Source organism: Pantoea sp. FN0302 (assembly GCF_050113775.1).
Taxonomy (GTDB): Bacteria; Pseudomonadota; Gammaproteobacteria; order Enterobacterales; family Enterobacteriaceae; genus Mixta; species Mixta alhagi.
On sequence record NZ_JBNJSM010000001.1, the window covers coordinates 1,272,183 to 1,288,790 of the forward strand.

The following is a 16,608-nucleotide window of genomic DNA, read 5'->3' on the forward strand; positions in this document are numbered from 1 at the left end:
AATCGCTTAACCTTATTTATTCCGTTGCGCAACGCTACAATCCTGTTTTTATCCATTTGTTTGTTGTGTTCCGCCCTGTCGATAAATGAAAACAGGAACGCCATTTCATTTTCTTATGCTTTCGGTACGGGATAAAACCCAGAAAGAATAAAATATTCACATTAACTATTTTTGAAAAATTAATTTCAATATTTATACGAACTTCCCGCTTGATTTTCGCTGCGATTATCTGTCAGGCTCGGTTAACCCTGGATAAGAGAGAATAAGTATGACGGCAGAACGCAGCGTTTTTTATATCTCTGACGGCACCGCCATCACCGCAGAGGTGCTGGGACATGCGGTTATGTCGCAGTTTCCGGTAATGGCCAATAGTTTTACCCTGCCTTTTGTTGAAAACGTGCAGCGCGCCCAGGCGGTGAAAGCACAGATCAACGCCATTTATCAGCAAAGCGGCTTACGCCCTTTAGTGTTTTTTTCTATTGTACTGCCGGAAGTGCGCGACATTATTCTACAGAGCGACGGCTTTTGTCAGGATATAGTGCAGGCGCTGGTTGCACCGCTACAGCAGGAATTGGGCATCGCGCCTGCGCCGGTGGCGCACCGTACCCACGGTCTGACGGCCAGTAATCTGGGCAAGTATGACGCGCGTATCGCCGCTATCGACTACACCCTGGCGCATGATGATGGCATTTCACTTCGCGGTCTGGATGAGGCGCAGGTGATTTTGCTGGGCGTTTCCCGCTGCGGTAAAACGCCAACCAGCCTCTATCTTGCCATGCAGTTTGGCGTGCGCGCCGCAAATTATCCCTTTATCGCCGATGATATGGATAATCTGAAGCTGCCGCCTGCCCTGAAGCCCTTCCAGCACAAACTGTTCGGTTTAACGATCGATCCGGAGCGGCTGGCGGCGATTCGTCAGGAGCGCGCCGAGAACACACGCTACGCTTCGATGCGTCAGTGTCGGCTGGAAGTAGGGGAAGTGGAGGCGCTGTTTCGCTCGCATCAAATACGCTATCTCAACAGCACTAACTATTCGGTTGAAGAAATCGCCACCAAAATTCTCGATATTATGGGGCTGAGCCGCCGGATGTATTAGGCCAGAATCCGGCGCGTATTGTGCTGCAAAACACGCTTTTACCCCTTCCGGACGGTTGAATTTACTGCTGGTTGGTTTATTGTGATCGCCATCACTTCCCGGTACTTCTGCCGCTGTGAAGACATTATTTTGAGATCTCAATGAACAAAACTGATGAACTGCGTACTGCTCGCATCGATACGCTGGTGACGCCCGCAGCGCTGGCAGAGCAATATCCGATAAGCGAAGCTATTGCTGCGAATGTCACCTCGGCGCGCCAGCGCATTGCGCGCATTCTTTCCGGCGAGGATGCGCGCCTGCTGGTGATTATAGGCCCCTGCTCGCTACACGACCCGCGCGCCGCGCTGGAATATGCCGCTAAACTCAAGGCGCTGCATGATAAATATCATTCCCGCCTTGAAATCGTGATGCGCACCTATTTTGAAAAGCCCCGTACCGTTGTTGGCTGGAAAGGGCTGATTTCCGACCCCGATCTTGACGGCTCGTTTCGTGTTAATGAAGGGCTTGCTATCGCGCGTAAGCTTCTGCTGGATATCAATGCGCTGGGCCTGCCTACCGCGACAGAGTTTCTTGATATGGTGATCGGCCAGTTTATCGCCGATTTAGTAAGCTGGGGGGCAATTGGCGCGCGCACCACGGAAAGCCAGATCCATCGTGAAATGGCCTCCGCCCTCTCCTGCCCGGTTGGTTTTAAAAACGGTACCGATGGCAATACGCGCATTGCCGTCGATGCCATCCGGGCGGCACGGGTAAGCCATATGTTCCTTTCGCCTGACAAGCATGGCCAGATGACCATTTATCAGACCAGCGGTAATCCTTCCGGCCATATCATTATGCGCGGTGGAAAAGTGCCAAACTACCATGCACAGGATATTGCTGATGCGGTCGCCAGCCTGCGTGCCTTTGATCTGCCAGAGCATCTGGTTGTGGATTTCAGCCACGGCAACTGTCTGAAGCAGCATCGCCGCCAGCGTGACGTAGCTGCATCGGTAGCGCAGCAGATCCGTGACGGATCGCGCGCCATTGCCGGGGTGATGATTGAAAGCTTTTTGCAGGAAGGCAATCAGCCAGTGGTAAGCGGACAGCCACTCACTTATGGTCAGTCCATTACCGATCCCTGTCTTAGCTGGGAAGATAGCGAAGCGGTCCTGGCACAGCTCGCCGATGCAGTCGACAGCCGCTTTTAGTTAAAAAATCGGCATCGGCCCCGGGAGTACAGGCCGAGCGTAAACACGCAAAACAGCTCCCCGGCCCGCGCCCTCTATGACGCGGGCCGCTTTACTTTTCTGCCTGCACTCACCGCGCCCTGAGTTCAGTGCAGTGAACCTCCGTACCAGATCCGCTGACACCCTGCGATTAGCTGGAACAGCTTACCGAGATTTTCTTACCTTCATCCGGCGGACGTCGGGTTAAATCAGCATATTCTGGCGCATCGCTGAACGGATTACACAACGCCTGATGCAGATGTCGCAGCATGGTGATGTCATCGCGTTCCGCGCCTTCAATCGCCTGCTGCGCCAGATAGTTACGTAAAACAACCGCCGGGTTCGCCGCTTTCATTCGCTGCTGGCGTTCAGCATCGCTGCACTCATCTTTTAATAAGCGCTGCTGATAGCGCTGATACCACTGGTCAAACGCGGCACGATCGATAAACTCGTCACGCAGCGGTGAGCGGCTCTCCTGCTGCTGCGTCTCGCTTAGCATACGGAAGGTGCGGGTATAATCACTCCCTTCCTGGCTCATTAACGCCAGCAATCCGGTCAACAGCTCGTTATCTTCCGCCTGCGGCATTAAAAAGCCCAGCTTCGCGCGCATTCTTTCGCCCCATGCCGTCATTAATGCCGGCTCGTAGAGACTCAGTGCCTGCTTAAGCTGTTCGGTAGTCATCAGATCCGACAGCGCATGCGCCAGCCGGTTAAGATTCCATAAACCGATCATCGGCTGATTATCAAAGGCGTAACGTCCCTGATAATCCGAATGATTGCAAATAAAGCCAGGCTGATAGTCATCCAGAAAACCGTAGGGCCCATAATCCAGCGTCAGGCCCAGAATCGACATATTATCGGTATTCATCACTCCATGAGCGAAGCCCACGCTTTGCCAGGCGGCGATAAGGCGTGCTGTGCGCTCCACCACATCGCTAAACCACAGCAGATAGCGATCCGGCTCTGACGCCAGTGACGGCCAGTGATGATGGATGAGGTAGTCTGCCAGCTGGCGTACTTTTTCCGGTTCGCCGTGATAAAAGAAGTGTTCGAAATGACCAAAGCGCGCATGGCTTTCTGCCACGCGCAACAGCATCGCCCCGCGCTCTTTGGTTTCACGGTAAACAGGATCATCGCTGGTCACAATGGTCAGCGCCCGGCTGGTGGGAATGCCTAAATGATGCAGGGCTTCAGAGGCGAGAAACTCACGCACGGTTGAACGTAACACAGCGCGCCCGTCTCCCATACGTGAATATGGGGTTAAGCCTGCTCCCTTTAGGTGCCAGTCAAATTTTCTGCCATCGCTCAGCTGCTGCTCGCCCAGCAGAATGCCGCGACCATCGCCCAGCTGCCCGGCCCAGACGCCAAACTGATGGCCGCTATAGACCTGCGCCAGCGGTTGCATGCCAGGTAACAGCGTTTCACCGCTCCAGACGCCGGTATTTTCCTGGTTGAACCAGCTTTCATCCAGTTCCAGCTCGCGCGCCAGCGCCTCGCTATGATAAAGCAGGCGGGCCTGTTTCAGCGGTGTTGGCTTCAGCGCGGTATAAAATCCGCTTAGTTCGTTATGCCAGGTGTTATTAAACTCCATGCTGCCTCCGTTTACCGCAGTAGAGTTTAAGTGTAACCCTGTTATGCCGTGGTAAACAGAAAACCGCGTGGGTTTATCAGCATTGACCGTCAGAAAAGCCGTGAGGTGGCTCCATCAGAGCGGCCAGCTCGCTGTCTGGAACCGGGGGGAACAGCGCGCCCTGCATACCGGTAAAGGCGAATGGGGCGACTTTTTCCAGGGTAGTGAGATCGTCAATGCCCGATACGATAAATTGCTGGCAGTGATCGCTTACCTGATAAACGATCGCCTTTAACATGGAATGATATGAGGCGCGCTTCAGCGTCTGCTGCAAAAAATATTTATCCAGCCGGATGCGATGAAACAAATTATCGTAAACCGCTTTTGCAGGCGCTTTGCCTGAGCCAAAATTAGTCAGGGTTAATTTAAAATTATCGTTCAGGCTGCTTAATAACGGATTATCTTTTCCCGCCCTGAAGTTAGGAAAACTCTCACTCAGCCCTAATTCCAGCGCCTGCAGCGGTCGCAATTTACGTAGCAAAAACTCGCTGGATAAAAGGGTTTCAACCATCTCTTCATCCACGTTCAAAATTACTGCAACATTATTCCGCAGGAAAAAGTCGTGATACTGCTCAATAACGCTGATCTGCTTTTGTAAGGTTTGCAAGCGCTGTTCGCCGTCGAACTGAGGTAACAGAATATCCTGCGGCACAACAACATTAAGAGAAGTATGTGTAAAGCTGGATAGCAAATCTACGGCAAGTAATCGGCCATTTAAAGCATAAACAGGGTTGAAGGCTGTATGAATAAAATAATCAGCAAAAACTGTTGTTGTCATTTTTTTAGCCATAAAAAAGTGGCAATTCGCGCATCCTATACCAAGGAAATATTACAATCAATAGTATATTTAATGATAAGTAATGCCCGCCCCTGCTTCTTTTAACGCAGTAAACTGCTGATACTAAACTATATAACGCAAATTTACCTTTATGACCGCTTATGTTTCTCTACGCTGAATCAGCCAAATAAATAAGATTTAGTGATCATTCTCGTTGTTTTCGGGAATATCTTACTTACTGAGCAATTAAAAAGACTGCTTATGTAAAGCTGAAATTTCATTCATTGTCGATTTGCATTACCGGTATATCATTCCATATTTTAAGCGCTGATTAAATGAGCATTTTCTGAATCGATTGATGCTTTTTCAACAGGTTAATCTTAAATTCTTCGCGCCTGCCAAAATACTTTTTGCCAGTAACTGTTATCCAGTGAAGAGCGGATTACCCCTTTGCTGGTAGAAGCATGGATAAACCTTTTATCACTGTCATAAATGCCTACGTGCAGACCATTCTCACCACGGCCAGTCTTAAAAAAGACCAAATCTCCCGGCAGTAACTGATCTTTATCGATGCGCGTGCCTGTATCGCTCTGGTCGCGTGTACTGCGCGGCAGTTGTAAATTAAAGCGATCGCGAAATGTCAGATAAACAAATCCAGAGCAGTCGATACCTCTGCGGCTCAGGCCACCGTAACGATAGGGCGTACCCTGCCAGCGGCTTAGCTGATCGTTCAGCTCGGCAATAACGGTAACTGAATCAGAAAGTCGCGCATTAGGCGGTGGCGCATGATGACTACAGCCGACAAGCAATACACTAAGCAAAAGTAATACACCGATTCGCATAACCTGAGTCCATCCTGTATGAGCGGAGCCGGGCTAACTGTAACGGTAAGTCCTGACGCTGGCAATCTTCTCAGCGCGCCTCTTCAGCCACTAACCAGCTTTCTCCTTCCGACTGTAGCTTACGAAACGTCAGCCCATACAGCATACGCAGCGTATCAGGCTGCAGGACCGCCTCAGCCCGTCCCTGGCGGATAACTTTACCCTGTTGCATCAGCCATACGTCGCGCGCATGACGCAGGCTATGGTTAACATCGTGACCGCTGGTGATCACCGCGCCGCCCGCCTCGCAAAAAGCGGTTAACTCGCGATCCAGCGCCTGCTGCTGCACCACGTCCAGACCGGCGTAAGGCTCATCCAGTAGCAGCAGCGTTGCCGGCTGCGCGACGCACGGCCAAACCTGTAGCAATACCGCCATAAGCCTGACGCGCTGCCATTCACCGCCGGAAAGCTGGCTTAACGAACGCGTAAGCTTATCATGCAGTTGAAAAGCAGCCAGCAGACGTGACAGCAGCATATCCTGACCGGATTTTGCCCCGATCAGATGTTGCTGTAAATAGTGGAAAACCGCCATCTGCCCCAACTGTTGCTGCTGCTGTGGTAGCCAGGCACGCCGTCTCGCCAGCGCCGCCCGCGGCCACCCCTCCAGCGGCCTACCGATAAGACGCACCACGCCTGCGCCTGGTAACAGCCCGGCCAGACGCGCTAACAAGGAGCTTTTACCGGCACCATTGGGACCAAGCAGATGAACCAGATCGCCGCTTTTCACCTGGGCACTAAAAGCCTGCAGGCGTCCCGGGACGGTCGCCTGCTCAATGGACAACAACATTATTTTGCCAGCGCGAGCTTGATGCTTTCCATCACAATAGGATCTTCCGGCGTCATATCCGGCGCGAAACGCTGTACCACTTCACCGTTGCGCCCCACGAGGAACTTTTCAAAATTCCATAAAATATCGCCCTTTTCTTTCGGCGCACGTCCTTTACTTGCCATACGCTCATAGAAGCCGCTGTTTTCTGGCTCGACCGCTTCAGGGCAGGCGGCGATCAATTGCTGATACAGCGGATGACGCTCAGGACCGTTCACTTCGATCTTGCTGAACATCGGGAAGCTGATACCGTAGTTGGTGTCGCAAAACTCCCTGATCTCTTCATTACTGCCTGGCTCCTGACCAAGAAAGGCGTTGCACGGAAAACCGAGCACGTTAAAGCCGGACTTATTCCAGGCGCGCTGCAGGTTCTCCAGCTCTTTATACTGTGGCGTCAGTCCACACTGAGAAGCGACGTTAACTATCAGCAGTACATCGCCTTTCCATTGTCCCAGCGTGGTGCGTTTACCATCCAGCATAACCAGTTCAGTATCATAAATGCTCATGCGCGTTTCCTGTTTCGGTGTGTGGTACAGCCCTTAACGGTGCTGAGTGAGTAATAACCAAATAAACAGCGGCGCCCCCAGCGTAGCGGTGACAACGCCAATGGGCAATTCCGCTGCGGTAAGTATCAGTCTGGCAATGATATCGGCAGCAAGCAATACGGCGGCCCCGGCCAGTGCGCTGGCGGGCAGCAGCATACGATGATCGGTGAGCCCGTTCAGCCGCAGCAAATGCGGCACCACCAGCCCAATAAAGCCAATTGCCCCGGCCAGCGCTACGCTAACACCAACCAACCAGCCAATCGCCACCACCAGCAGGTTGCGCCAGAGATAAAGTGACAGGCCAAGCTGACGGGCGCTGGTTTCGCCCAGTGCCAGTAGATTCAGAATTTTCGCCTGCCCACTCAGCCAGATCAGCACCGGCAGCAGCGCCAGCATCAGCCAGCGGTAGCGCCAGTCAATGCCGCTAAAGCCGCCCATCATCCAGTACATCAGCTGTCGCAGATCGAGATTACTGCTGAAATAAACCACCCAGGTCATCGCCGCACTACAGATAATCCCCAGCGCAATGCCCGCTAACAGCAGTCGGCTGTTAGAAAGATGACGACGGGCAAAACGCAGCAGGATCAGCGTGACCAGCAGCGCACCGGCAATGGCTGCCAGGCTGAACGCCCAGAAATCGCCATTTCCCAGCAGCACACACAGCACAAGGCCGAGCCCCGCGCCGTTTGATACGCCAAGCAGGCCGGGTTCCGCCAGCGGGTTTTCAAACAGCGCCTGCATTACGCACCCCGCCGTTGCCAGCGAGGCGCCAACCAGCAACACACTCAGCGTGCGCGGCAGACGCAGTTGCCAGACAAACAGCTTGCCCTCCTCGCTTAGCCAGCGGTCAGGCAGAATCCACGTCTCTCCCGCGCACAGGCTTACCAGCGTAACGCCCAGCAGCATAGCGCTCAGCCAGACCAGCCAGCGATAAGCGCGACGATCCGCCTGACGGGAGAGTTCAGTTAGCAGCGACATAGCTATAGTTTTATAAGGAAAACAGAGATTTGATTGTAGTGGCTAAGGCAGAAAAAGAAAGGAATAAGAAAAGCCGGACACAGTCGTCCGGCATAATGTGCTTAACCGTGCGGCTGGAAATCGGGACGATGGCCTGCTGCGCCATGAGCCTGCTGATCTGCGGCCAGTCGATCGCTACCGGATGCGTCACGGTGCGCCGTCGGGCGATCGCGTGCCGGTTCCTGATGATGCGTAACCGGCTTTTTACGCACGGGTTGCTGCTGATGCGCTTCAGGTCGATGTGGCTGCCACCCGTTGCCATTCCAGTAGCCGCGCGGCCCCTTCTCGCCAATATGACGTCCATGATGCTCCTGCCACCATTTTGGAGCTCGCCAGTCATAACCATCCCAGTAGTAGCCTCGATGATCGCGATCGCCAATATGGATCGTTACGCCAGCAGGTGTCAGATCAAACGAAACGTCAGCGCTGGCGACAACGGGCAGCGCCGCCACGATGCTCAGCACGATACCTGGAAGTAATTTTTTTATGTTCATCGGGGTAACCTCATCATGTTTCATCCCCTGTTTATACCTGTGATCAGGTAGCTGTCACTATCAGCCTGAGCCGATTTTCGGCTTATTTTCCCGCGCCTTACGCATTCCTTACATTGTGGTGACTTTATGGAAAAGGCGGAAAATCCGTGCTGATGAAGCAGCCGGTAAAACACCCATAAAAAAGGCCGCACGAGGCGGCCTTTATGGTGCTGACAGATCAGCTGTTTTTAGGGGAAGCGTTCTCGACGCGGCTTTTCAGCTTTTGTCCAGGACGAAATGTCACCACACGACGCGCGGTGATAGGGATATCTTCACCGGTTTTCGGGTTACGCCCCGGCCGTTGATTTTTATCGCGAAGATCAAAATTGCCAAATCCAGACAGTTTGACCTGCTCGCCGTTTTCCAAAGCTCTTCTTACCTCTTCAAAAAACAGTTCAACCAGCTCTTTGGCATCCCGTTTACTCAGCCCCAGCTTTTCAAACAGGTATTCCGACATATCAGCTTTTGTAAGCGCCATAGGTTCAATCCCTCAAGGTTGCCTGGAATCGCTCTTTTAATGCCGCAACGCAGTTGGCGACGGTTGCGGCAATCTCGTCTTCTTCGAGTGTCCGGCTGGTATCTTGCAAAATCAGGCTTATCGCAAGGCTCTTAAAACCTTCGTTTACACCCTTACCACGGTACACGTCAAACAAGTTTACGCCAACTATCTGATTTGCGCCAACTTTCTTACACTCCGCAATGATATCTGCTGCGGGAACCGTTTCAGCCACCACAACGGCGATATCGCGACGGTTTGCCGGAAAGCGCGAAATCTCGCGCGCATCAGGCAGGACGCGGTCTGCAACCTTATTCCAAAGCAGTTCAAACACTAAGGTGCGGCCATTGAGATCCAGCTTGCGTTCCAGCTCCGGATGCACCACACCGATAAATCCGATGCGTTCACCCTGTAAATAGATCGCTGCGCTTTGCCCCGGATGCAGGGCCGGATTAGCTTCGGCACGAAATTCAATGGCATCCAGTTTACCGGTCAGTTCCAGTACCGATTCCAAATCACCTTTTAAATCATAGAAGTCGACGGTCTGACGCGCCAGGTCCCAATGCTCTTCGTAGCGGTTACCGCTCAGTACGCCAGCCAGCATAACATCCTGGCGGATACCTAAATCTGCTTGAGTATCTGGCACAAAGCGTAATCCGCTTTCAAACAGGCGTACACGGCTCTGCTGGCGGTTCTGGTTATAGACCACGGCAGAGAGCAGACCGGTCCACAACGAGAGACGCATCGCAGACATATCACTGGAGATGGGGCTGGGCAGGAGCAGCGCTTCTTCGCCAGGGTGCAGCAGAGCCTGCACTTTGGGATCGACAAAGCTGTAGGTAATGGCTTCCTGGTAACCTTTATCCACCAGCAGATTTTTTACGCGCCTTAGCGACAGCGACGCTTCACGATGCTGCGTCATCACCAGCGAGGCTTTAACCGGCACGTCCGGGATGTTGTTATAGCCGTAAACGCGCGCGACTTCTTCAACCAGATCTTCTTCAATCGCCATATCAAAGCGCCAGCCCGGTGCTACCGCGCGCCATTCGCCTTCGCTTACGCTTACTTCACAGCCCAGACGCTGCAGAATATCGGTAACCTGCGCATCGGCAATAGGATGACCAATCAGTCGATCCAGCTTCTCACGACGCAGCGTGATGGTGGCGCGTACCGGCAGCTTATCCTGCGCGCTGGTATCCACAACCGGGCCCGCTTCACCGCCGCAAATATCCAGCAGCAGGCGCGTCGCGCGCTCCATTGCCTGTTGCTGCAGGGTCGGATCGACGCCGCGCTCATAGCGATGGGAGGCATCGGTATGCAAACCGTGGCGACGTGCGCGGCCGGCAATCGCCAGCGGCGCAAACCAGGCGCATTCCAGCAGCACGTTTGTGGTCTCTTCATTCACGCCTGAATGCTCGCCGCCAAAGATGCCACCCATTGCCAGCGGTTTATGATGGTCAGCAATCACCAGCGTGTCGCTGTTCAGCTTCACTTCATTGCCATCAAGCAGCGTCAGCGCTTCATCCTGCTGCGCCATGCGCACCACAATGCCGCCATCAATGCAATCCAGATCGAAGGCGTGCATCGGCTGACCCAGCTCCAGCAGCACATAGTTGGTCACGTCTACCACCGGATCGATAGAGCGGATGCCGCAGCGACGCAGCTTCTCTTTCATCCACAACGGCGTGGCCGCCTTCACATTGATATTTTTGACCACCCGGCTCAGATAGCGCGGACAGGCATCGGTGGCGTCTACGCGAATCGGCAGCGTATCGCTGATGGTCGCTGGCACCGCAACCATTTCCGGCGCGTTGAGCGGCAGGCTATTCAGCACCGCGACGTCACGTGCGATACCGATAATGCCAAAGCAGTCGGCACGGTTTGGCGTGATACTGATTTCGATGCTGTTATCGTTCAGCTGCAGATATTCACGGATATCGGTGCCAATCGGCGCGTCCGCAGGCAGTTCGATAATGCCGTTGTGATCATCACTGATGCCCAGCTCAGAGAAAGAACAGAGCATGCCCTCCGACGGCTCACCGCGCAGTTTCGCCGCTTTGATTTTAAAATCGCCCGGCAGCACGGCCCCGACGGTGGCCACGGCCACTTTCAGCCCCTGACGGCAGTTTGGCGCACCGCAGACGATATCCAGCAGGCGATCGCCGCCGACGTTGACCTTGGTTACGCGCAGTTTATCGGCGTTCGGATGCTGAGCGCATTCGACCACTTCGCCAACCACTACGCCATGGAAAGCGCCGGCGACCGGTTCAATGCCGTCAACTTCCAGACCGGCCATAGTGATTTGTTCCGCCAGGGCCGCACTGTCAAGAGCCGGATTTACCCATTCGCGTAACCAGAGTTCACTGAATTTCATTGGATAACCTGCCCTTATTTAAACTGTTTGAGGAAACGAAGATCGTTTTCGAAGAAAGCGCGCAGATCGGTCACGCCATAACGCAGCATGGTCAGACGTTCCATACCCATGCCGAAAGCGAAGCCAGAATAGACTTCCGGATCGATGCCGACATTGCGCAGCACGTTTGGATGCACCATACCGCAGCCCAGCACTTCCAGCCATTTGCCGTTTTTACCCATGACATCCACTTCCGCAGATGGCTCGGTGAACGGGAAATAGGAAGGACGGAAGCGGATCTGCAAATCTTCTTCAAAGAAGTTACGCAAGAAATCGTGCAGCGTGCCCTTCAGATTGGTGAAGCTGATATCTTTATCGACAATCAGGCCTTCCATCTGATGGAACATCGGCGTATGCGTTTGGTCGTAGTCGTTACGGTAAACGCGGCCCGGCGCGATAATGCGAATCGGCGGCTGCTGGTTTTTCATGGTGCGGATCTGTACGCCAGAAGTCTGGGTACGCAGCAGGCGCGTGGCGTCAAACCAGAAGGTGTCATGATCGGCGCGGGCCGGGTGGTGACCCGGAATGTTCAGCGCATCGAAGTTATGATAATCATCTTCGATTTCCGGTCCGGTAACTACAGCAAAACCCAGCTCGCCAAAAAAGTCTTCAATGCGATTGATGGTACGGGTTACCGGATGCAGGCCACCGTTTTCTACCCGACGTCCGGGCAGGGAAACATCGATGGTTTCTGCAGCCAGACGCGCGTTTAGCGCGGCGGATTCCAGCGCGTCTTTACGCACGTTAAGCGCTTCCTGCACCTGCTGTTTGGCTTCGTTAATCACCGCGCCTGCCGCAGGACGCTCTTCGGCCGGCAGTTCGCGCAGGGTGGTCATCTGCAGGGTCAGATGCCCTTTTTTGCCCAGATATTCGACGCGGACGTTATCTAACGCCGCAACATCCTGCGCATGTTCAATGGCTGCCCTGGCGTTGGCAACCAGCTCTGCGAGATGGGACATTGTTTCCTCTTCTTCCAGCCTAAGGCCGGGCTGTTTCAGGTGGGGACCAGAAGTCCATATCAGTTCGCGGAAAATAAAAAAGCCTCCACGAGGGAGGCTTTCAGTGCGATTTTTCGTTTCTTTTTTCGCGCACAAGCCCCCAAAATTCAGGTGCTAAAGTAAAAAAAGAAACGAAAAATAGCGTGCATGCTTGGTTTACCTTGTCGCTTGCGTTAGACGGCTCTATTGAAATGCCAGCAGGCGGAAAAGTCAATCTTTTGCTACGGTTACATAAAATAAAAGAGGGAGCACGCTCCCTCTTCCATCTGACTTACGCCAGAGCTGATTTCGCTTTTTCAACCAGTGCAGTGAAAGCCACTTTGTCGAATACGGCGATGTCGGCCAGGATTTTACGGTCAATTTCAATGGACGCTTTTTTCAGGCCATTGATGAAACGGCTGTAAGAGATACCGTTCTGACGCGCTGCAGCGTTGATACGCGCAATCCACAGCTGACGGAACTGACGCTTACGCTGACGACGATCGCGGTAAGCATACTGACCAGCTTTGATAACAGCCTGGAAGGCAACGCGGTAAACACGTGAACGTGCACCGTAGTAGCCTTTAGCTTGTTTTAAGATTTTTTTGTGACGTGCGCGAGCAATTACACCACGTTTTACACGAGCCATTTGAGCTCTCCTGTTCTATATTCTGATTGAAAAAATTAACTTATGCGTACGGCAGGCAGGCAATAACCAGACCCAGATCGCCTTTAGACACCATGGCTTTCGGGCGCAGGTGACGTTTACGCTTGGTTGATTTTTTGGTCAGGATATGACGCAGGTTCGCGTGCTTGTGCTTAAAGCCACCTTTACCGGTTTTTTTAAAGCGTTTAGCCGCGCCACGGACAGTTTTAATCTTAGGCATTTATAAAATATCCACTTCGCATTGTTAATAAAATGAACCAGACAGGCGAATAAAATCGCACAGCGCGAACGCTGCGCGACATTATTACTTGAAAGCCTACTGTTTCTTCTTGGGTGCGAGCACCATGATCATCTGGCGGCCTTCAATCTTCGAAGGGAAAGATTCAACTACTGCCAGTTCACTCAGATCTTCTTTCACGCGGTTAAGCACTTCCATACCGATCTGTTGGTGCGCCATCTCACGACCGCGAAAACGCAGGGTGATTTTGGCTTTATCGCCTTCTTCCAGAAAACGAATCAGGTTGCGTAGTTTGACCTGATAGTCGCCTTCATCGGTACCAGGGCGGAATTTAATTTCCTTCACCTGGATAACTTTCTGCTTCTTCTTCTGTTCCTTAGAAGACTTACTCTTTTCATAGAGGAACTTGCCGTAATCCATTATACGACAAACCGGCGGTTCGGCGTTAGGGCTGATTTCAACTAAATCAACACCTGCTTCTTCAGCTTTTTCAATAGCTTCGCGTAAACTAACAATACCAAGCTGCTCGCCTTCGACGCCAGTCAGACGCACCTCGGTAGCACGGATTTCACCGTTAATACGATTGGGACGCGTCGGTTGAACTCGTTTTCCGCCTTTAATACCTTATTCCTCCAATTGATGAAGATTGCGGCTGCGTATTTCTTGCTGCAGCTTCTCGATCAGCACATCCACGTCCATGGACCCAAGGTCTTTACCGCGGCGGGTACGTACAGCCACTTTACCGGCTTCTACCTCTTTATCACCGCAAACCAACATATAAGGGACGCGACGCAATGTGTGCTCGCGGATTTTAAAGCCAATCTTCTCGTTTCTCAAGTCTGCTTTTACACGAATGCCCGCATTCTGTAATTTTCGCGTTAATTCGTTGACATAATCAGACTGCCCGTCGGTGATATTCATCACCACCGCTTGTACCGGTGCCAGCCAGGTTGGATAAAAACCGGCGTATTCTTCAGTGAGAATACCGATAAAGCGTTCCATTGAACCCAGAATAGCACGGTGAATCATCACCGGCACCTGTCGTTCGTTATTTTCACCTACATAAGAGGCACTCAGACGGCTCGGCAATGAGAAATCGAGCTGTACGGTACCACACTGCCATGGACGATCCAGGCAGTCATGCAGGGTGAATTCAATTTTAGGACCGTAGAATGCGCCCTCGCCCGGCTGGTATTCGAACGGAATCGCGTTCTCTTCCAGCGCCGCAGCCAGATCCGTTTCAGCACGATCCCATAATTCATCGCTGCCGATGCGTTTTTCCGGACGGGTAGACAGCTTCACCACGATTTTTTCAAAACCGAAGGTGCTGTACATGTCGTACACCATCTTAATGCAGCTGTTAACCTCAGCACGCACCTGCTCTTCCGTACAGAAGATATGGGCGTCGTCCTGGGTAAAGCCGCGCACACGCATCAGACCATGCAACGCGCCGGAAGGCTCGTTACGGTGGCAGCTGCCGAACTCCGCCATACGTAATGGCAGGTCGCGGTATGATTTTAGACCCTGATTGAAAATCTGCACGTGGCCGGGACAATTCATCGGCTTAATGCAGTATTCACGGTTCTCAGAAGCGGTGGTAAACATCGCTTCTTTATAGTTTTCCCAGTGGCCGGTTTTTTCCCACAGGACGCGGTCCATCATGAACGGACCTTTAACTTCCTGGTACTGGTACTCTTTCAGCTTACTGCGAACAAAAGTTTCAAGCTCACGGAAGATAGTCCAGCCATCGTTGTGCCAGAATACCATACCCGGCGCTTCTTCCTGCATATGATAGAGATCAAGCTGCTTACCGATCTTACGATGGTCACGCTTGGCCGCCTCTTCCAGACGCTGCAGATAAGCGTTCAGCTGCTTTTTATCCGCCCATGCGGTGCCATAAATACGCTGCAGCATTTTATTGCTGCTGTCGCCACGCCAGTAAGCGCCCGCAATTTTCTGCAGTTTAAAGTGATGGCAGAAACGCATATTAGGCACGTGCGGCCCACGGCACATATCGACATATTCTTCATGGTGATACAGACCAGGACGATCGTCATGGCTGATATTCTCATCAAGAATGGTGGTTTTATAGTTTTCACCGCGTGCGGCAAAGACGTCACGCGCTTCCTGCCAGCTGACTTTTTTCTTAACGACGTCATAGTTCGTTTCGGCCAGCTCATGCATGCGCTTTTCCAGCCGATCGAGATCTTCCTGCGTCAGAGTATGATCGAGGTCGACATCGTAATAGAAACCGTTATCAATAACCGGACCGATAGCCATTTTCGCGTTGGGCCAGAGCTGTTTCATGGCGTGACCTAGCAGATGCGCGCAGGAGTGGCGGATAATCTCCAGACCTGCGTCATCTTTAGCGGTGATAATAGCAACGCTGGCATCTTCGGCGATTGGATCAACCGCATCCACCAGTTCGCCATTAACGCGACCGGCGATACAGGCTTTTGCCAGCCCTGGACCGATATCTTGCGCAATATCCATCACGCTAACAGGTCGGTCAAAGCTGCGCTGACTGCCGTCAGGAAGGGTAATTACAGGCATTTCATATCCTTAATTGCAGTGGTAACCCACACGAAAGATTACATGCAAACATTGGTTAGAAGTTAATTTTCAACGGATTACCGGCCAAAACTAACCCACAGTTGTTAATTTGGTACGCAGCCAGGGACAAGATGCAGAAGTGCCCGGCCGGGTAAGAGTTGAAGAGCGGACATCTTACACGCTAAAGGGATGATGTTAAACAGGTGTTTGCCGTGACCTACAAAAGAAAGCGGCCCGCATCAGCGGGCCGTTAGCACATTCAGGAAAAGGTTCTCCTTACTGTTTTTCTTCACTGCAGAGCCTGTCCCACAGCTCATTATGCGTATTGATCGCGCGTATCGTGCGAACGTCCATCACCTCGGCATCTTTGCCATGCGTATAGATAGGCTGAAATAACGTACAGGATGAATCGACGCTGGCGCGGTCAATCATCGACGTTGTACTTCGACCGGTGCAGCTTGTCACGAGCAGCAGCGTCACTGACAGTAGCGTTAGACGTTTCCACATGCTTAGCCACCTTAATATTATCCGCCTGTTTTTTTGCAATCGCCTCAGCCTGTTGGGTTTGCAGCTCTGCCGCTGCCACATCCCCGCGAGCCTTCTCTTGCGTCTTGCCAATTTTTTTTCCACCAAAGTAAGAGCCGGCAAGCCCGGCAATAAGCGCCAGCCCTCCCAGTATCCAACTCCAGCCCCCGGACAGTAATGACATAACTTCACTCATGATAAGGCCCTCCCGCTTTAGCCAGCCTTACT

At 52.6% G+C, this 16,608-nt stretch carries 17 protein-coding genes, 1 pseudogene and 1 other annotated feature; of the genes and pseudogenes, 2 read left to right on the forward strand and 16 right to left on the reverse strand.

What is annotated here, in order from left to right; translation table 11 throughout:
• The first annotated feature begins 268 nt into the window (after positions 1–268).
• Positions 269–1,096, forward strand: coding sequence for a posphoenolpyruvate synthetase regulatory kinase/phosphorylase PpsR (ppsR, locus tag ACQE32_RS05845; RefSeq protein ID WP_157130210.1), 828 nt, complete (start codon positions 269–271; stop codon positions 1,094–1,096).
• A 140-nt stretch (positions 1,097–1,236) separates the two neighbouring features.
• Positions 1,237–2,283 (forward strand): 3-deoxy-7-phosphoheptulonate synthase, encoded by a 1,047-nt coding sequence (locus ACQE32_RS05850; protein ID WP_426981609.1) that lies wholly within the window; start codon positions 1,237–1,239, stop codon positions 2,281–2,283.
• A gap of 169 nt (positions 2,284–2,452) precedes the next feature.
• Here the strand turns inward: ACQE32_RS05850 and ACQE32_RS05855 are convergent, their stop codons facing one another.
• The 16 genes and pseudogenes from ACQE32_RS05855 to ACQE32_RS05930 all read right to left on the reverse strand — a co-directional run bounded on the left by ACQE32_RS05855 (position 2,453) and on the right by ACQE32_RS05930 (position 16,576).
• Positions 2,453–3,892 (reverse strand): protein adenylyltransferase SelO, encoded by a 1,440-nt coding sequence (locus ACQE32_RS05855; protein ID WP_426972729.1) that lies wholly within the window; start codon positions 3,890–3,892, stop codon positions 2,453–2,455.
• 76 nt (positions 3,893–3,968) lie between these two features.
• Positions 3,969–4,709 carry an EAL domain-containing protein gene (locus ACQE32_RS05860; RefSeq protein ID WP_426972730.1) on the reverse strand — a complete coding sequence of 247 codons (741 nt, stop codon included), beginning with the start codon at positions 4,707–4,709 and terminating at the stop codon, positions 3,969–3,971.
• 380 nt (positions 4,710–5,089) lie between these two features.
• Complete coding sequence (locus tag ACQE32_RS05865) at positions 5,090–5,551, reverse strand: C40 family peptidase (RefSeq protein ID WP_426972732.1); 462 nt, start codon at positions 5,549–5,551, stop codon at positions 5,090–5,092.
• A gap of 70 nt (positions 5,552–5,621) precedes the next feature.
• Complete coding sequence (btuD, locus tag ACQE32_RS05870; protein ID WP_427021479.1) at positions 5,622–6,377, reverse strand: vitamin B12 ABC transporter ATP-binding protein BtuD; 756 nt, start codon at positions 6,375–6,377, stop codon at positions 5,622–5,624.
• Complete coding sequence (locus tag ACQE32_RS05875; RefSeq protein ID WP_426972734.1) at positions 6,377–6,922, reverse strand: glutathione peroxidase; 546 nt, start codon at positions 6,920–6,922, stop codon at positions 6,377–6,379. The genes btuD and ACQE32_RS05875 overlap by 1 nt, the downstream gene beginning before the upstream one ends.
• Positions 6,923–6,955: 33 nt before the next feature.
• Positions 6,956–7,939, reverse strand: coding sequence for a vitamin B12 ABC transporter permease BtuC (btuC, locus tag ACQE32_RS05880; protein ID WP_250652562.1), 984 nt, complete (start codon positions 7,937–7,939; stop codon positions 6,956–6,958).
• 101 nt (positions 7,940–8,040) lie between these two features.
• On the reverse strand, positions 8,041–8,472 hold the full coding sequence (locus tag ACQE32_RS05885; protein WP_426972735.1) for a DUF2502 domain-containing protein: 432 nt from the start codon (positions 8,470–8,472) through the stop codon (positions 8,041–8,043).
• Between the two features lie 217 nt (positions 8,473–8,689).
• The gene (gene ihfA, locus ACQE32_RS05890; RefSeq protein ID WP_038626354.1) at positions 8,690–8,989 is read right to left on the reverse strand and encodes an integration host factor subunit alpha; all 300 of its coding nucleotides are present in this window, start codon (positions 8,987–8,989) and stop codon (positions 8,690–8,692) included.
• 4 nt (positions 8,990–8,993) lie between these two features.
• Positions 8,994–11,381 (reverse strand): phenylalanine--tRNA ligase subunit beta, encoded by a 2,388-nt coding sequence (pheT, locus tag ACQE32_RS05895; RefSeq protein ID WP_427021480.1) that lies wholly within the window; start codon positions 11,379–11,381, stop codon positions 8,994–8,996.
• Between the two features lie 14 nt (positions 11,382–11,395).
• Positions 11,396–12,379, reverse strand: coding sequence for a phenylalanine--tRNA ligase subunit alpha (gene pheS, locus ACQE32_RS05900; RefSeq protein ID WP_085071847.1), 984 nt, complete (start codon positions 12,377–12,379; stop codon positions 11,396–11,398).
• A gap of 72 nt (positions 12,380–12,451) precedes the next feature.
• Positions 12,452–12,576: a sequence feature (Phe leader region), on the reverse strand.
• Positions 12,526–12,567, reverse strand: a pseudogene (gene pheM, locus ACQE32_RS05905) (pheST operon leader peptide PheM). (Overlaps the previous feature by 42 nt.)
• Positions 12,577–12,689: 113 nt before the next feature.
• Complete coding sequence (rplT, locus tag ACQE32_RS05910) at positions 12,690–13,046, reverse strand: 50S ribosomal protein L20 (protein WP_010616241.1); 357 nt, start codon at positions 13,044–13,046, stop codon at positions 12,690–12,692.
• A 40-nt stretch (positions 13,047–13,086) separates the two neighbouring features.
• The gene (gene rpmI, locus ACQE32_RS05915) at positions 13,087–13,284 is read right to left on the reverse strand and encodes a 50S ribosomal protein L35 (protein WP_038626362.1); all 198 of its coding nucleotides are present in this window, start codon (positions 13,282–13,284) and stop codon (positions 13,087–13,089) included.
• A 96-nt stretch (positions 13,285–13,380) separates the two neighbouring features.
• Positions 13,381–13,923, reverse strand: a complete 543-nt coding sequence (gene infC / locus ACQE32_RS05920; protein WP_038626364.1) for a translation initiation factor IF-3 — start codon at positions 13,921–13,923, stop codon at positions 13,381–13,383.
• Between the two features lie 3 nt (positions 13,924–13,926).
• Positions 13,927–15,855 carry a threonine--tRNA ligase gene (thrS, locus tag ACQE32_RS05925; RefSeq protein ID WP_426972739.1) on the reverse strand — a complete coding sequence of 643 codons (1,929 nt, stop codon included), beginning with the start codon at positions 15,853–15,855 and terminating at the stop codon, positions 13,927–13,929.
• A gap of 424 nt (positions 15,856–16,279) precedes the next feature.
• The gene (locus tag ACQE32_RS05930; protein WP_426972741.1) at positions 16,280–16,576 is read right to left on the reverse strand and encodes a hypothetical protein; all 297 of its coding nucleotides are present in this window, start codon (positions 16,574–16,576) and stop codon (positions 16,280–16,282) included.
• Positions 16,577–16,608: the final 32 nt, after the last annotated feature.

Bases quoted from the DNA above. Each gene is read 5' to 3' on its own strand.
- ppsR (WP_157130210.1), top strand. From the start codon at position 269: ATGACGGCAGAACGCAGCGTTTTTTATATCTCTGACGGCACCGCCATC.
- ACQE32_RS05885 (WP_426972735.1), bottom strand. From the start codon at position 8,472: ATGAACATAAAAAAATTACTTCCAGGTATCGTGCTGAGCATCGTGGCG.
- pheS (WP_085071847.1), bottom strand. From the start codon at position 12,379: ATGTCCCATCTCGCAGAGCTGGTTGCCAACGCCAGGGCAGCCATTGAA.
- ACQE32_RS05865 (WP_426972732.1), bottom strand. From the start codon at position 5,551: ATGCGAATCGGTGTATTACTTTTGCTTAGTGTATTGCTTGTCGGCTGT.
- ACQE32_RS05930 (WP_426972741.1), bottom strand. From the start codon at position 16,576: ATGAGTGAAGTTATGTCATTACTGTCCGGGGGCTGGAGTTGGATACTG.
- btuC (WP_250652562.1), bottom strand. From the start codon at position 7,939: ATGTCGCTGCTAACTGAACTCTCCCGTCAGGCGGATCGTCGCGCTTAT.
- ACQE32_RS05860 (WP_426972730.1), bottom strand. From the start codon at position 4,709: ATGACAACAACAGTTTTTGCTGATTATTTTATTCATACAGCCTTCAAC.
- btuD (WP_427021479.1), bottom strand. From the start codon at position 6,377: ATGTTGTTGTCCATTGAGCAGGCGACCGTCCCGGGACGCCTGCAGGCT.
- ihfA (WP_038626354.1), bottom strand. From the start codon at position 8,989: ATGGCGCTTACAAAAGCTGATATGTCGGAATACCTGTTTGAAAAGCTG.
- rplT (WP_010616241.1), bottom strand. From the start codon at position 13,046: ATGGCTCGTGTAAAACGTGGTGTAATTGCTCGCGCACGTCACAAAAAA.
- ACQE32_RS05875 (WP_426972734.1), bottom strand. From the start codon at position 6,922: ATGAGCATTTATGATACTGAACTGGTTATGCTGGATGGTAAACGCACC.
- ACQE32_RS05850 (WP_426981609.1), top strand. From the start codon at position 1,237: ATGAACAAAACTGATGAACTGCGTACTGCTCGCATCGATACGCTGGTG.
- ACQE32_RS05855 (WP_426972729.1), bottom strand. From the start codon at position 3,892: ATGGAGTTTAATAACACCTGGCATAACGAACTAAGCGGATTTTATACC.
- rpmI (WP_038626362.1), bottom strand. From the start codon at position 13,284: ATGCCTAAGATTAAAACTGTCCGTGGCGCGGCTAAACGCTTTAAAAAA.
- thrS (WP_426972739.1), bottom strand. From the start codon at position 15,855: ATGCCTGTAATTACCCTTCCTGACGGCAGTCAGCGCAGCTTTGACCGA.
- pheT (WP_427021480.1), bottom strand. From the start codon at position 11,381: ATGAAATTCAGTGAACTCTGGTTACGCGAATGGGTAAATCCGGCTCTT.